The sequence below is a fragment of the Paenibacillus sp. HW567 genome, assembly GCF_000374185.1.
Taxonomy (GTDB): domain Bacteria; phylum Bacillota; class Bacilli; order Paenibacillales; family Paenibacillaceae; genus Paenibacillus_AQ.
Genome location: NZ_KB910518.1, coordinates 2,658,322 through 2,672,147, shown reverse-complemented (window position 1 = coordinate 2,672,147; position 13,826 = coordinate 2,658,322). Strand labels below are relative to the sequence as shown.

The 13,826-nt window shown below is 48.6% G+C and carries 11 protein-coding genes and 1 pseudogene; 8 read left to right on the top strand and 4 right to left on the bottom strand.

Features of this window, described 5'->3' with window-relative positions:
• Positions 1–6: 6 nt before the first annotated feature.
• Positions 7–795 (bottom strand): hypothetical protein, encoded by a 789-nt coding sequence (locus B212_RS0112140; RefSeq protein WP_019911059.1) that lies wholly within the window; start codon positions 793–795, stop codon positions 7–9.
• 198 nt (positions 796–993) lie between these two features.
• On the opposite strand from B212_RS0112140, the gene B212_RS0112135 reads away from it, so the two are divergent.
• From B212_RS0112135 to B212_RS0112120, 5 genes and pseudogenes are all read left to right on the top strand, one after another.
• The gene (locus tag B212_RS0112135) at positions 994–1,764 is read left to right on the top strand and encodes a flavodoxin family protein (RefSeq protein WP_019911057.1); all 771 of its coding nucleotides are present in this window, start codon (positions 994–996) and stop codon (positions 1,762–1,764) included.
• Positions 1,765–1,794: 30 nt separating this feature from the next.
• Positions 1,795–2,205 carry an FMN-binding protein gene (locus tag B212_RS0112130; RefSeq protein ID WP_019911056.1) on the top strand — a complete coding sequence of 137 codons (411 nt, stop codon included), beginning with the start codon at positions 1,795–1,797 and terminating at the stop codon, positions 2,203–2,205.
• Between the two features lie 27 nt (positions 2,206–2,232).
• A pseudogene (locus tag B212_RS35350) lies at positions 2,233–2,316 on the top strand (RNA polymerase subunit sigma-70); the annotation flags it as partial.
• Between the two features lie 252 nt (positions 2,317–2,568).
• Entirely contained in the window at positions 2,569–3,114 is a 546-nt protein-coding gene (locus B212_RS0112125) for a PadR family transcriptional regulator (protein ID WP_019911055.1), read from the top strand.
• On the top strand, positions 3,092–3,589 hold the full coding sequence (locus tag B212_RS0112120; RefSeq protein ID WP_019911054.1) for a hypothetical protein: 498 nt from the start codon (positions 3,092–3,094) through the stop codon (positions 3,587–3,589). The genes B212_RS0112125 and B212_RS0112120 overlap by 23 nt, the downstream gene beginning before the upstream one ends.
• A gap of 291 nt (positions 3,590–3,880) precedes the next feature.
• Here the strand turns inward: B212_RS0112120 and B212_RS0112115 are convergent, their stop codons facing one another.
• The 3 genes from B212_RS0112115 to B212_RS0112105 all read right to left on the bottom strand — a co-directional run bounded on the left by B212_RS0112115 (position 3,881) and on the right by B212_RS0112105 (position 9,181).
• Entirely contained in the window at positions 3,881–5,536 is a 1,656-nt protein-coding gene (locus B212_RS0112115; RefSeq protein ID WP_019911053.1) for a cellulase family glycosylhydrolase, read from the bottom strand.
• 881 nt (positions 5,537–6,417) lie between these two features.
• Positions 6,418–8,892 (bottom strand): FAD-dependent oxidoreductase, encoded by a 2,475-nt coding sequence (locus B212_RS0112110; protein WP_019911051.1) that lies wholly within the window; start codon positions 8,890–8,892, stop codon positions 6,418–6,420.
• Positions 8,885–9,181 carry an ArsR/SmtB family transcription factor gene (locus tag B212_RS0112105; RefSeq protein ID WP_019911050.1) on the bottom strand — a complete coding sequence of 99 codons (297 nt, stop codon included), beginning with the start codon at positions 9,179–9,181 and terminating at the stop codon, positions 8,885–8,887. Before B212_RS0112105 ends, B212_RS0112110 begins: the two co-directional genes overlap by 8 nt.
• A gap of 153 nt (positions 9,182–9,334) precedes the next feature.
• Here B212_RS0112105 and B212_RS0112100 point away from each other — a divergent pair, with 153 nt between their 5' ends.
• The 3 genes from B212_RS0112100 (at position 9,335) to B212_RS0112090 (ending at position 13,809) form a co-directional block, all read left to right on the top strand.
• Positions 9,335–10,156, top strand: coding sequence for a methyl-accepting chemotaxis protein (locus B212_RS0112100; protein WP_019911047.1), 822 nt, complete (start codon positions 9,335–9,337; stop codon positions 10,154–10,156).
• 286 nt (positions 10,157–10,442) lie between these two features.
• Positions 10,443–13,121 (top strand): sensor histidine kinase, encoded by a 2,679-nt coding sequence (locus tag B212_RS0112095; protein ID WP_051128169.1) that lies wholly within the window; start codon positions 10,443–10,445, stop codon positions 13,119–13,121.
• Complete coding sequence (locus B212_RS0112090) at positions 13,114–13,809, top strand: response regulator (RefSeq protein WP_019911045.1); 696 nt, start codon at positions 13,114–13,116, stop codon at positions 13,807–13,809. The genes B212_RS0112095 and B212_RS0112090 overlap by 8 nt, the downstream gene beginning before the upstream one ends.
• Positions 13,810–13,826 lie beyond the last annotated feature (17 nt).

The window sequence follows — 13,826 nt, the reverse complement described above, 5'->3', positions numbered from 1 at the left end:
TGCAAATTAACGATCCTGTAAAGGAGGAGGCTGGTCTATCCAGCTCCGCTCATTGTTCTTTACATAAATGCCTAATGCCTGATCAAAGGAAAGGCCCGGGTTATAGAATACGAGCATCATTGTAGCGAACCGTACACTTTTGCCGGCACTTGGATGTTGCAGCAGCTCACTGGCCAGCTTCCTGAAATTTTTCGGCTTGTGCTCCACAGTCTCCACCGTATCAAGCAAAGCCTTGTGGCTGGGGAATAATACCCGATTGTACGCTAAAATAATCCGGCCGCTGAACAAGACCAGATTGCTCACCGCATGAGCGAGCAGGTAGGGGTCATTCTTCTTCGCAGCTTCCTTGGCGAAATAAAAAGCATGCAAATAAATCTGGGCGGTGAAATCCTGCAAATTCCGTTCGCGGTTCTCCTCGGGGTAGACCGGGATTCGGGCCACCAGTTCATCCAAACCGGGGATTCTGGAGAACAGCACCTCTGACCCGGTAAAAGCATACCGTGCTGGCTCATTGCCCTGTGTGGCGGCAAGCTCCAGAAAACGGAGGTTGATGACCTTCACATCTGCGTAGCCGCCTTCATAGGTGCTGACCTCGCGATCCACAAAGGACAGGGTATTATTCCTGCAATGTTCCTCGTACGCTTCATCGGTTACCACCAGGTGGACATCCACATCGGAGTTAACCCCTGCGTGTCCCTGAGCGACCGAACCGCTGGTTATGACAGCCAGGCAGGCAGGGTCCTTTTCCAACTTATGTACCAGATTTTCCAGAGTTTGCTGATGATGCTCATACATCCGTTTCATCCTTTCTGCCTATTATCTTTCCTATCCTAAAGGTAACGATTACAGCGCCTGGCGGCTATGGTCAATTCAGACATCTGCACTTCTGATTGACTGACAGAAATATTTATCTGTGCTACAATATGAATGAATTAAAATATATTCATTCATTGCAGATAATATCAGTAAAAAGTCATTCATAGGAGGACTTCGATGAAAAAAGTCACGGTATTTCTCGGCACACCACGAAAGCAAGCAACATACAAGGGGGTACTCGAATTCGAGGGTTATCTAAGAAAACATGCTGAAATTGAATTTGAGTATGTATTTTTGAAAGATTACCGGCTGGAATATTGTCTCGGCTGCAAGGCTTGTTTTGACAAGGGTGAGGAATATTGCCCCTTAAAGGATGACCGTGATGTGCTGCTGGGGAAGATGCAGGCTTCCGATGGCATTATTTTTGCGACCCCGGTGTATGCATTTCAAGTATCTGCACCCATGAAGAATTTGCTGGACCGTCTCGCTTTTGTATTCCATAGACCGCAGTTTTTTGGCAAAACCTTTACGTCAATTGTCTCTCAAGGAATACTCGGCGGAGAGAAAATTGTGAAATACCTGGATAGCATGGGAGAACACTACGGCTTTCAAGTCGCCAAGGGCTGTGTCTTGAAGACATTAGAGCCAACGCCCGAAGCTGTGCAGGCTAGTAACTCCCGTAAACTGGAGAAGGCTGCAGCGAGATTTCACAAGGAGCTCATGCGTACGTCCATTCCTGTTCCTTCATTGTTCAGACTGATGTTATTTCGTATCGCCCGAACAAACATAAAGAGCATGCTGAATCCCAAGTACCGCGATTACAGACATTACGAGGAGAAAGGCTGGTTCGAGTCCGGCTATTATTACCCCGTATCTCTGGGGCCTCACAAAAAAATATTCGGCCGCCTGTTTGACTTATTGGGGACACGAATGTTTAACCGCCCTTAGCATGAGCATAGAAGAGAGGAGCACGCGTGCATGAAAAAAATATTTTTTAAAGTGTTTCTGGGGATTGTTGTTCTGCTGATTATAGGTGGCGCTGTTTCCTGGATTATGCTGTCCAAAGAGCAGCGTAAAGCGAAGAATCTTTCTCTTGATTCGAGTTATTTTCAGCATCTCCAAGACGGCACTTATGTGGGGGAATACGAAGGTGGCATGTACAAATGGAGAGCGAATGCGGTTCGGGTAACAGTCTACTCCGGAAAAGTTACAACCATTGAGCTGTTGCAGAACAAAGAGAATCAGCCGTTGGAATTCACGAATACACTATACGGCAGGGTAATAACTTCACAGTCACTACAGGTGGACACGATGAGCGGCGCAACCCTCACTTCCAAGGCCTATCTCAAGTCGGTGGAGAGCGCACTGGCCAAAGCCCAGAAACCATAATTGAAGCGGCTTAAGTTGAGTTATTAAGAAAATAATGAAATCACCCTCATCAATATTCTCGGCTCGGAGGCTGACGACGTCATCAAGCAAATCGATCTCAAGATCGAGAAGGGATAGAGATTTTGAAAATTGCAGTAACTTTGAGAAATCTAAAGGGATAACATCCTTTTGGATTTTTTTTGCTGCATAGGAGTATGGTCTTACAAACGCTATTGACAAATTGATCGTCAACCCATATATTCAATATATCGAAACGATATATCTCGAATAAATATATATAACTTAGCTATATTTAAACGGAGATAATCTCCCTTTGATTTCAGAAGGATCATTCACTATATCAGCAAAGAAGGGATAGATTGTATGTTGATTTATGTAATCCTTGGCTTCCTCTGCGAAAAGGATATGACGGGGTATGAAATCAAGCAGAAGATGACGTTAAGTACTTCCAACTTTATTGATGCCAGCTTCGGAAGCATATATCCTATGCTAAAAAAAATGGAAAAGGGGGAGCTGATCAAGTATGAAGAAGTGGTAGAGGATGGCAGATTCAAAAAATCATATGGTATCACGGAAAAAGGGAAGAGTGAATTTATAGAATGGCTGAAAACACCATGTGCTTTTTCCCCTTTTAATTATGAGTTTTTGAGTAAGCTTTTTTTCTATAGATATCTTGATGATCTTGAGGTTGTTCAATTGATCGCCAGCTTTCAGACCACTGTCGCCAGTGAATATAACAAGCTTGCACTAATAGAAGAGAAACACGTGCATGAGATGGGCGAATATGAGCACGCGACCTTGATGTTTGGCAAAGAATATTATGGGATGATTATGAATTGGCACGATGGACTCACAAGAAAAATTACAGGAAAGAAGGAGGCTCAAGATGAGAATAACCAAGAAATTTAAACTGCAGATTGCAGCTAAAAATGTGGATTTGTACAAATGGGTGACGGAGATGACTCCAGCCGAATATGAAACATTTTCAAAAGGTCACAGGGCAATGGGCAGTCATTTTGAAAATGGGGAGTTCTATATGGTTAATGTGGAAAATATGGGGAATGAGATGATTGTTCAGCATTATCAATTAAAAGAGCACTCAAAGGAGCATTTACGTTTCTACTCTGACAGGACGGAAGCCTACATATGGCGATGGATACCAGCTATTGTTGGAGTTCCATGGGAAATGACGGTCACGCCTATAGATAACAGCTCTTGCGAATTTAGCTGTACGATTGGAGCGGACTTTCCGTCTCGGCTGCTGGCTTTTGCAGCTTGGATAAACGGCTTTGGCGGATTCTTTATGAGAAAACATTTAGCCGATGAAGGCGGGAAATTTGCTAAAGATATAGAAAAGAAATTTCATACCGGCAGGTATGCATAATTTACCCATTTCAAAGCCCGATCTGGTAAAGCGGAGATCCAGCGCTGAAGTTGACTTTAAATCAGGGCGGATAGTTATTTGCCGGCCTCAGCACACAGCACATAAACAGTCCGCCCGTCGCGTAATCCTTGAACCTAACTTGAAGTTCCTCGGCTTTGCTCGAATTTCGTTGGAGTATGAAATCGTCCACAATGAATCCTCAGATTACCGGGTGCTTCAGCACACCAAGCTCCTGAAGGCCGCTCTAGTTTCAGGGTTGTGGTGGATGTTGAGAGCATAAAGCCATACCGTTTACGGTTCTATCCCATAAATGAGCTTCCCCTTATGGTAGACTGTAATCCGGTCGTTGGCTGTATAGCTGGTAAGGGATGGCTTAAACGAATAATCATCGGCCTGATTGTAGTTCGCCCAGTTATTTTTGTGAATGCGGAACTGAATGTCACCGGTTGTGCCGGAAGCGGCGAGAGCGCCTGCGTTTGAAGTGAAGCTGATTTCCGCATAAGTGTCGGCACCGGCGGACGGCTGGGCTATGGTAACAACCGACGTCAGCAATTTATCTTTGCCCATAGCTGCGTAATCCAATTCCACGGTCTGCGCTGCGCTTCCGTCACTGGTATACCAATAACGGACCGTAAGTTCACTCAAGGGGATGGAAGCACCGGATTCGTTCTTGAGCTGCAGACTGGCCCTGATCGCGTTGACAGCAGTTCCTGTCTCGCCAACGCGGTAGAGGGGAGTCACTTTAGCATTCCCGGGGTCCGGTTCCCCGCCAGGTTCGCCAATCGGCGTAAAAGTTACCGGTTTCATAATAACGTCCAGCATCGTCTGCTTTGGTTCATTCCAGGAGGTCCAATCATCCAGCAGCAGACCGCCCGTATCTCCGCTATTCGGGTTAAGGCTCCAGTAGGTCCAATATAGATTGTTCTGGCCAATATATTTCACCAGCGCATTTTGCCATTTTCCTTCCACGGATAGGGTATCTACACTGCGGCCGCCAAATTCACCTGCAAGAACCGGCGCGATTTGTTCCTTGCTGATGTAGCCCCACATATTATCCCAGAGCTCCGGCATATTGTTCGGGAAGTTGGCGGCACTGAACCAGGGTTGTGAGGCGACGCCGGGACCGTAATCATGCGGGGAATAGACCACGCGATTCGGAACCGAAAGCTGAACCGGATAGTTCCGTACCCCCGTCAGATTGCCTCCCCACCAGTAACCGCTCGAGTTTCCTTGCACATTTTTTTCAATGCCTTCCACAATGATCAGCCAGTTCGGGTTCACGGCCAGAATCGCATTTCCCGCCCGCTGGCTGGCAAGCCGCCAATCGGTGTTAAGATCACCGGTGCCCCAGCTTGCCGTTCCATGCGGCTCATTATGGAGATCTGCTCCGATGACGACCGGATTATTCGCATAACGTCCGGCGAGCATCACCCAATCACTGATCCACCGGGATTCAGGATAGGCTGCGGTGTACCACAGTGTCGATTGTCCGCCTGAATCCGGCCGGTGCCGGTCGAGGAAAATCCGAATCCCGCGGGCTCCGGCTTTTTCAATTAGTTTATCCATAATTTGAATCGGCTTGAGACCCGCCAGATCCTGGTTCTTGGCATAATCAATACTGTTAGCCTCCGAGCCTGCATCAAACATTTGGTTACAGTAGGGCAAGCGGATCAGGTTATAGCCCTTTGCCTTGATCTGGTCCAGCACATCATCCATTGAACGTGACCATAAGCCGTGCGGGGAATAATTTGAGGTTTCGAAACCAAACCAATTGAGGCCGTTAAAAACGGCCGGGTTGCCTGCAGCATCCACAATCCGGTTGCCGGAGGTGTGATAATAGCCTTCCCCGCCGGCGGCCTTAACCGGTTGACCGGGATAGGCGTATGCACCCGCAAGCAGCACCAAAGCAAGCAAAACTAACCTAAGCTTCCTGAAACCAAGGATCATTCATTTTCCTCCTCTTTCTGATTTGAGAACATGAGGTCAGACTTTATAGTCTACGAACGAAAAGAAAACGTATTCATGGCAGCCAAGCTGTAAATATGGCGAAACGGAAAATTAAAGGGTTAGTCCGCACGATTGGCTACCTTTATTGCGCTAACGTACAGAATGAATATAAACGTCTTTTCTGTTGAGTAAGCTATTCCACCTGGCTACCATAAAATCACACCAAAACAAAGTGAGTGAGCTTATGATTGGAAACGCTAACACACTAAATAATTATTATTCGAGACACGGAAGGATTTAGGCCGCCCTTGCTAATTCACTTCCGTGACAATTACTTGAAATATGGTTTTACCAAGGGAACAGCACAATAAAAATGCTTTTTGAAAGTGAAGGGTTCGGGGTGGAGGCCGCTTACGGCTGTAGCGCGGGGCAATTCGGGTATAATCCATTAATGATCAACAGCATAGAAATCATGTTGGTTTCACTCCTCAATTAAAGGGAGAGCCATCACTGATCGGAAGAGTCTGCCCGTTTGTACGGACTGAGCCGCTCTTATTTCTACTGGAAGTCATTTCTCCGCAAATTAATGGACTCCAGCGCCCTTATGTGCGGACATTCACCCCAATGATCCCTGTCGAAGAGGCAATAAGCGCTTTACGGTCTGTTAGCTCGGCTAAATGTACCCCTTTCGGAAAATAAGGGCTTTACGGTCCGGAATGATCAGGAGGATGGATACGAAGAATTCTTCTCCCCCCAAGCCACAAAGGCTCCGTCCTGAGCACAGATTTAGAACTGATGCTGTACTTAGTACTTATTTCACGATAGCTGATCCCATAAAAAATGCCCCAGAGCCGTTTTACCGGCTTGTGGGGCACCTCATCTTAGATAAATAAATTATGGCCGGAATGCTCGGCTTGACCGAGATAATAACCTACGCCTCCGAGGCCAACGCCGTCAATAAGCTCTTCATGGCTGATTCCCATAAGATCCATGGACATTTGGCAGGCGACAATCTCAACACCCTGGTCGATAGCTGATTGGATTAATGCCTCCAATGATAAAACGTTCTTGCTCTTCATCAGTGAACGGATCATCTGAGAGCCCATGCCCAGCATGTGCATATTGGACAGCTTCAGCTTCCGGCTGCCCCGGGGCATCATCGCACCGAACATTTTACCCATGAGGTTCTTGTCCACGGCTACCTTCTCATGCTTGCGGATAATATTCAGTCCCCAGAAGGTGAAGAACATCGTTACTTTCTTGCCGCTGGAGGCGGCTCCGTTCGCAATGATGAATGAGGCAATCGCCTTGTCCAGATCCCCGCTGAAAACAACCATCGTGCTGCCGCTATGAGCCTGAGTCACTGGGGAGGTTGCCGGCTTATCCTCCTCGGGGATGCCTTTGCATAAGTAAGCTTCGATCATGCCACCCGGCAGCTTGGTCAGCTTGGTCAGCTTCATCAGCCGGTTGCCGGACATTTGCGCCCAAGCCTTAATATCTTCGAAGAAACCGGGATCGGAGGCGGTTACCCTCAAGACCTGTCCGTCCTGCAAACGGTCCATGCTATGTCTTACCTGAATGAGCGGTCCCGGGCAGCACAATCCGCAAGCGTCCAGAACATCATCGGGTGTTAATTCCGAATGAGAACCAGACGGTTCTTTAGCCGGTTCAGATGGCGCAGGCGGGGCGGTCAGATTATCTTTTTTGGGGGGAACAGGATGACTCATCAGATATGTTTTATAGCCGCCGGTCAGGTTCTTCACCCGCAAGCCATGCTGTTTCAGAATTCGGGATGCCGTATAACCCCGCAAGCCGACCTGGCAGTACACCCAGATCTCCTTGCTTGGATCAAGCTCGGCCAGACGTTCACGCAGATCGTCCACGGGAATGTTAATGGAGCCTTCAATATGTCCATTCGCATGCTCCAGCTCCGAGCGCACATCCACCAGAAGGGTATTATTCCTATCGCGCTGCTTGAGGTCTGCCGGAACAAAAACCTCGGTCAACCCTGACAATACGTTCTCCGCGGTATAACCCGCCATATTGACAGGGTCCTTCGCGGACGAATAGGGCGGGGCGTAAGCCAGCTCCAGTTCAGTCAAATCTGTAACTGTGCCCCTGAAGCGGATCACCGTTGCAATGTCATCAATCCGCTTATCCACGCCGTCATAGCCGACAGCCTGGGCCCCGAGCACCGTGCCTTGTTTATCGAAGAGCAGCTTCAGGGATAAGGGAGTAGCGCCCGGATAATAGGAGGCATGGGAATTAGGGTGAACATGGATGACATGATAGGGGATATTCAGCCGCTGCAGCGTTTTTTCGTTGTTGCCGGTAGCAGCTCCAGTCAGACCGAACACTTTAATGATAGATGTTCCTTGTGAGCCTTTGTAGGTTGTTCCCAGTCCGCATACATTGTCCGCAGCAATCCGTCCTTGTTTGTTCGCCGGGCCGGCCAGTGGAATAGCGGTTTTGCTGCCATTGACGAAATCTACAACTTCCACCGCATCGCCAACTGCAAACACATTTTCCAGATGGGTCTCCATGCGTTCATTGACGAGGATGTGCCCGCGGGGACCAAACGCCAACCCGCTGTCCTTCAGGAAGGAGGTGTCCGGCGATACCCCGATAGCCATCAGAACCATATCACTCTGAACCGTAGCGCCGCTCGATAGACTAACCTCAATTTGGGTTCCTTTGTCTGCGAAGCCTTGCACCAGATCAGAGAGAATAAGGTTCACCCCGTGATCCTCAAGCTCCTTGGCCAGCACTGAAGCCATTTCCGCATCGAAGGGAGCCATGATCTGCGGACCTGCTTCGATCAGCGTGACTTCAAGACCCGCATCTCTGAGATTCTCCGCCATTTCCACCCCGATAAAGCCGCCTCCGATCACAACAACCGAACGTGTCGCCTCCTCAGTAATCTTGGCTTTGATCCGGTCCGTATCAGGTATATTCCGCAGCGTGTGAATTCTGGAGCTTTCAATACCCGGCAGAGCAGGGCGGACCGGCTTGGCACCCGGGGATAGAATAAGCGCATCATAGCTTTCCTCGTACACGCCTTTGTCCTTGCTCTGAACACGGACCGTCTTGTTCTCAGCATCAATCGAGAGGACTTCGCTCTGAATCCGCACATCAATGTTAAAACGTTGATGCATCGCCTCAGGAGTTTGAACGAGCAGCTTGGAACGGTCTTGGATGGAACCCCCTATATAGTAGGGCAGACCACAGTTGGCAAAAGAAATATAAGGATCACGCTCAAACATCACAATCTGCGCCTCTTCATCCAATCTGCGCAGACGGGCGGCGGCGGAAGCACCTCCTGCAACTCCACCCACAATCAGTACTTTTTTACTCATGATCCTCTGTTCCTCCCAAGAATAATTGAATGAGCTGTCTGACTTTCTCATTCTTGACCGAATAATTCACCTCAAGGCCATTTCGTTCGGTCTCAACGATGCCTGCGGCTCTTAGCTTCTGAAGATGCTGGGAAACTGTGGATTGCGGAAGCTCCAGGCATTCCTGCATAAAACTTACGTTGCAGCTTCCTTTTCTCAGCAGGCCTTTAACGATGCATAACCGCACGGGATGAGCCAGAACCTTTAAGAGCTCAGCCGTTTCGTTATAGGTTTTAAAATTATTATCCATAGAGCGTAACACCTCATTTCGTTTTCACTGAATCACTATATCGCAATATTACGATATTGTGATATTAAAATCAAGCCTCTAATAATTTTCCTCTAAATAATATTTAAAATGTGACGATAATAATTATAAATATTCACATTTAGGAGATGCCTCATGAATAACTTGACTGCATTAGTATTGGCCGCACCTTTTATTAAACAGATTCATTCCCAAGATATTATGGTCGGAATTACCGATAAGGAGATCTTTCATTATTACGCGCCCAGCAAGGTGCTCGACTTCGGGCTGACCAAAGGAAGTCCCGTTCCGCCGGATGATCCGTCGCTCAGGAATGCCCTTGCCGGACGCGCAACGACAAATCGCCTGTCGCCCGAGTTATATGGCTCCACCGTGATTTCCTCCGCAGTGCCGATTGTGGGTGAAGAAGGGGAAGTTATCGGCGCATTTGCGATTGCCTATACCTTGGAGAATGAAGACAAGATGGAGCAATTAACCGAGAGCATCAACCTGATCAGCGGCCAATTGGTCGATATGGTCCAGAACGTGGCTGCCCAGTCTGAAGAGCTGTCAGCTACCACGGCACAAATTCTGGAGAATTCACGTAAGACAGTAGAGGAGTCCGCGCAGGTAAGTAAAGTGGCCGGCTTCATCCGTGAGATTTCCGAGCAGACGAACTTGCTTGGCCTGAATGCAGCTATTGAGGCGGCCCGTGTCGGAGAGCAGGGAGCAGGCTTCGGTGTAGTGGCAACAGAGGTCCGCAAGCTGTCAGTCAATACGAAGGAAGCGACCAAGTCGATTGAAGAATCGCTAAGCCGAGTTCAGCGTTCCATCCAAATGATGGAGAAGGAGATTGAAGCCATTGCCGCTTCCTCTCACGAACAGGCCGAGCTTGTCACCGAGTTCAGCGATGTCATTGAACGTCTGAATGAGACCAGCAGCGAGATGGCAAGTTTCATTTCATCCATTATTCAATAGAGCTTCCATAACGTAGCCTTAAGCCAACCCCCGGGATGATTTTTTTCCGGGGGTTGGCTTATAATGAGTGGAGCGGATACGTACTTGAGAGGAGATTGAATGCGAGATGGGCTGCAAGCGATCATAAGGGCAATGAGATTTTATAGTATTAGACGCAGAAGGGATATGGCAAGATAATTCCTGTCTTAGTGCCATCTTAATGCGATCTTAATGCTGCGGCCAAAGTTGTAACACTATGCTGATTTTTCCCGTGATATACTAGCGCTAAAACTCAGAAAGGGGGGGGATATCCCTGCTTCATCGGACTTCGGACAAACCGGCGGAGAAAAAAAGCGGAAGGCTTAAAATATTTTTCGGCTATGCGGCGGGTGTCGGCAAAACCTGCGCCATGCTGAATGCCGCACAGGAGGAGCAAAAGAACGGGAGCGATGTGGTCGCAGGGTTTATAGAGTCCCATGAAAGGCCGGAAACGGCAGTTCTTACAAAGGGGCTGGAGCTGATGCCGCCACTGGAAATCCCCCTTAACGGTGCTGTTATCCAAGAATTTGATCTGGATCACGCCATTCGCCGAAGCCCGGAGCTGATCCTGTTGGACGATCTTGCCCATTCCAATGCTGCCGGCTGCCGGCACAGAAAAAGATATCAGGATATTGAGGAGCTTCTCCGGGCGGGAATTCACGTATATACCACTGTTAATGTTCAGCACATAGAAAGCTTGAATGATGTTGTCGCCGCCATTACCGGCAGCTTTGTGCATGAACGCATTCCTGACAGCGTATTCGAAAGCGCCGAGCAGATTGAGCTGGTTGATATTGAACCTGAGGATCTGATAGAGCGCTTGAACAAAGGCAAGATTTATAAGGATGAACGGTCTCAGAACGGGCATGCCCATTTGTTCAGCACAGAAAAACTGATCGCCCTGCGTGAGATCACGCTGCGCTACACGGCGAAGCAGTTGAACCGGATCGCGCTGCAAATCAGCACAGAGGAGCACAATAACGAGTACTCTACGAAAGACCATATATTAGTGTGCCTGTCTTCGGCTGCAACCAACAAAAAGGTGATCCGCACTGCTGCGAGAATGGCCGATGCGTTCCACGGGAATTTCACAGCACTTTATGTGGAAACACCGGAGAACAGGCATCTGACCCCAAAAAAAAAAACGGAGCTGAGGGCGAACCTCAGGCTGGCCGAGCAGCTTGGGGCACAGATAGCAACGGTGTACGGGGAGGACATCCCGGGGCAGATTGCCGAGTACGCGAGAACCAGCCGTGTATCGAAAATCGTCATGGGACGTTCACATAACAACAAAAAAAGATGGTTTGCCAAACCCAATGTCGTGGATCGGCTGACGGCCTCTTCGCCCAATGTTGATATTTATATCATCCCTGACACTCAGCCATCTTTCTACAAATGGTTCCCCCAGTATAGAAAATCCCCCAATTTCTCATTAGTGGACACAGTCAACACCGTGGGAATATTGGCTGGCTGCACCTTGATCGGACTTTGGTTTCAATTTCTGGGTTTTCGGGAAGCGAATATCATCACGGTGTATATTCTGGGGGTTCTGCTGAGTGCTATTATTACCAAAGGCAGGATATATAGCGCGATAACTTCGGTGCTGAGCGTGCTTGTGTTCAATTATTTTTTTACCGAGCCTTACTATTCATTGAACGCCTATGATCCGGGATATCCGGTTACCTTTTTGGTTATGCTGTCAGCTTCCTTCATCTCAAGTACGCTGACTATGCGTGTAAAAGAACAGGCCCGTCAATCCGCACAAAAGGCCTACCGCACAGAGGTGCTTTTAGAAACAAGCCGTAAGCTGCAGCAGGCGAAAGACACACCCGCAATCATCAACGAAACGGCGCATCAAATGGTGAAGCTGCTAGATAGAACGGTAATTTTTTATCCGGTTGGGGACAATTCCTTGGCTGAGCCGCTCATCTATGCCAAAGAAGAATCGGCTGTTGATCCGCAGAGCTACACCGGAGATAATGAGCGCGCGGTTGCAGACTGGGTATACAAGAACAATAAGCGCGCCGGAGCGACAACGGACACCTTCTCAGCCGCCAGTTGCCTGTACCACGCGGTACGGGGAGGCGATTCTGTTTTTGCGGTCGCGGCTATTGTTATGGAGCAGGAAGATCCTTTGGGGATTTTTGAGAAAAGCCTCATGTTTGCCATGCTTGGCGAATGTGCGCTGGCGCTGGAGAAGGAGCACCTGAACGAGAAGCAAAAAGCTATATCCATGCAGATTCAACAGGAGCAGCTTCGCGCCAACCTGCTTCGGGGCATTTCCCATGATTTGCGCACCCCGCTGACCAGCATCTCCGGCAACGCAGGAATTCTTATCGGAAACTCCAAAGTGCTGAGCGAGGAGCAGAAGCAGGGGCTGTACACGGATATTTATGATGAGTCCATGTGGCTCAATAATCTGGTTGAGAATCTGCTTTCGATAACCCGCATTGATAACGGCACTTTAAATCTGAATCTACAGCCGGAGCTGCTGGAGGAGGTCATTGCGGAAGCGCTGCTTCACATCCACCGCGACAGTAAGGACCATCATATCAAATCTGTGGTGAATGACGAGCTGATCATGGCAAAAATGGACTCCCGGCTTATTGTTCAGGTGCTCATCAACATTGTGGACAACGCAATAAAATATACGCAATTTGGCTCGCATATCACAGTCTCGGCGCGGCGTGAAGAGGATATGGTCGTTGTGCTGGCGGCCGATGACGGACCCGGTGTCTCCGATGAGGCCAAGGCGAAACTGTTCGAAATGTTCTATACGGCTGATAATATCCGTGGAGATGGCCGGAGGGGCTTAGGTCTTGGGCTTGCTTTGTGCAAATCCATCATTATTGCCCACGGCGGCACTATTGAGGTGCATGATAATTTCCCGCAAGGTACAGTATTCCGCTTTACCCTGCAGGCTGAAGAGGTGAGTGTGCATGAATAAGCCTTTGATCCTTGTTGTAGAGGATGACAAACCGATCCGCAAGCTGATTACTACCACCCTGGAAACACAGGGCTATAAATATCACACGGCTGAAACGGGGGCGTCTTCGATTCTGGAGGCAGCGTCCAGGCAGCCGGACATTATGATTCTGGATCTGGGGCTGCCCGATATGGACGGCGTGGATATCATTACCAAAGTCCGCTCATGGTCGAATATTCCAATTATTGTAGTCAGCGCACGCAGTGAGGACCGGGATAAAATTGATGCGCTGGATGCAGGTGCGGACGATTATCTGACCAAACCCTTCAGCGTAGAGGAGCTGCTTGCCAGGTTAAGGGTAAGCTTACGGCGCATCCGTAATGACACGGATAAGCTGCAGAAGGATGCCTCCATATTCACCAATGACAGCCTGAAAATTGATTATGCGGCAGGCTGCGTATGGCTGGATGCCGAGGAGATTCATCTGACACCGATTGAGTATAAGCTGTTATGCCTGCTTGCCAAGAATGTAGGCAAGGTGTTGACGCATAATTATATCCTGCATGAAATCTGGGGCACGCATACCTATGACATCCCAGCGCTGCGCGTTTTTATGGCAACCTTAAGGAAAAAAATAGAAAAAGCACCTTCGCAGCCAAAGTTCATCCAGACGCATATTGGCGTCGGGTACCGGATGCTTCAGGTGTAATCAATCAATCTGAAATA